This is a genomic window from Arthrobacter sp. TJ-240, from assembly GCF_058269195.1.
Window position 1 is genome coordinate 1 of sequence record NZ_JBZCNG010000014.1, and the last position, 1,917, is coordinate 1,917.

Here is a 1,917-nt window from a genome sequence, read left to right on the forward strand (position 1 = left end):
AACAAACTTGGCACACTATTGAGTTCTCAAACAACAGGAACGTTCGATTACTTGCAGGACCAGCGCTTTCGCACCTTCTCGGCTCTGCTTTCCTTCGCCGTTGTGTTCACAGCTTATTTCATTCTGTTTTCTCTTGTCAAATCCTCCGCTTTGGCTTACTGCCTGCGAAAAGGACGTGCGACAAGACAATCCCATGACAATTAATGGCCTAATTCCGATACGCTTTAGAGCGCACGGACCGACCGCTAGTTTTTGAAGGGGTTGGTTGCCCTCACCGGGGCAACTCATGAAACATTACACGCCGCTCACCGTGCGAGCAAACTGGAGCGGCGTTGCCTGCGTCACCCCGTGCGGGCACCCGTCCGGTGAGTTGTTCAGGGGCAGGTGGGCGCTCGATGGTGCAGGTTGCTCGCCGCCCGTCGAGCCCTGCGCTTGTGCGTGGGCTCCCCTACTATGGCGCTCCGGAGCATCTGAACCCGGTGCGACTGGAGGGTGACGCTCGGGCAGTCGTGCCAGGAGTGGACCGCGCTCAAAGCCGGCAGAGCCTGCGGAAGGTGTGCCACCCGCTGATGTGCGCTGCCGCTGAAGGCTCGTGGCCGGTTACTCGCTGTCCCTGACGCGCGGTCCCCTGAAGCCCGCTTTCGGTCCTACGGGCTGCCGAGGCCACTATGCGTGAGCCAGTGGGCGGTTCGGTCGGCCATTCGTGCCGACCCGTCAGAGGTCCCTCTGTCTTGTTGATCATCTACGCACGGACTTGATCATCTGCGCAGGGGCGATGGCCGTACTTCGCCGGGGCCAGGGGCTCAATGGCAAGCCTCCGCATCACCGTGGCCCATCGGCATAGTCCCGCTTGCCGAGAGCTGTGGCCTTCTGTTGCTTGGTTGTTCTGTCGTGGCCGAGATCCTCTCCTCCGGAGCGTCGGGTCCGGTCCAGCACAACTTGCCCCGTGGAGCGGGAGGCCAGGTAACTCGTGGTGCCGTCGACGCGGAACGATCCACTAGGGCGAGACCTGAGCCCTCGGGCCCTCTCCGACCCCAGTAGCTCAGCGGGCACCGTCCCAGCAAGGGCACGGGAGAGCCTCGCGCCTGCATCCGCCCCATCCGGAAGATCGGCGGTCTCCTCGAGCAGCCTCAGCCGATCACGGCCCGGGTCCCAGGATGACGACAGCAGCATGATCAGCGCTACACCACCGCTGGGCAGGAGCGGAGGCGATGTGGCCGGCCTTGTCCGGTACACGATCATCATCGGGTCTCCTCCGGCTCTCGGACACATGGCAGCTCTCCGTTGTCTGTGGTCGGCGTGATACCCGTTGGTGTCGGTGCTTGGTGTGGCACCTGTCGGTGGCTACACCACAACCCTTTGGCGCAACAGTTGAACACCCTTTCGCGCTCGTTGCTCCTGGGGCCAGGCCTGCCGCCGGCCGCAGCTCAGGGCTACGTCGCTCGAGCGCACGGCGCCGGACGCCGGCTGCTGCGTCTCATTCTTTCGCTGACGATGCCCGCGCGGGACGACGCGGAAGTGGCTCCCGCCGACCGCGCTGCAGCTGCTCGCGGTCCGAGGAGGCCGCCCATGGCCCGCCCGCGGGCAGCTGGCCGCGTGCGCGCCGCTCAGCGACGCGGCGGCCAAGCCCGCCTACGTCCCATCGACGGAAAGGGGCATCTCGTCCTCCCGGAGGCAGTGGATTCCACGCGTGCGCCCACGTGGGGCGAGCGGATCGCGCCGACGCACCAGCCGGCGCACCAATCGAGGGTCCAGGCCTCCCCGGCGCGTCGACGGCTGCCGGCCTCCGGCCGACGGCTGCCTTGGTTCATCGGATATGTTCGGCCTACCCGACGCGGTAATGCTCCCCGGATGCCTGGCTTGACTGTGCGTCGTCCACGGGCATCGTCCGTCGTCCTCGGCCGCGCCGCCGGCCGG

1 protein-coding gene is annotated in these 1,917 nt (G+C 65.8%); it reads left to right on the top strand.

What is annotated here, in order from left to right; all coding sequences use genetic code 11:
* On the top strand, positions 1 to 204 hold a 204-nt coding region (locus AC4D2C_RS18715; RefSeq protein ID WP_490916310.1), incomplete at its 5' end, for a hypothetical protein.
* Between the last annotated feature and the right edge of the window lie 1,713 nt (positions 205 to 1,917).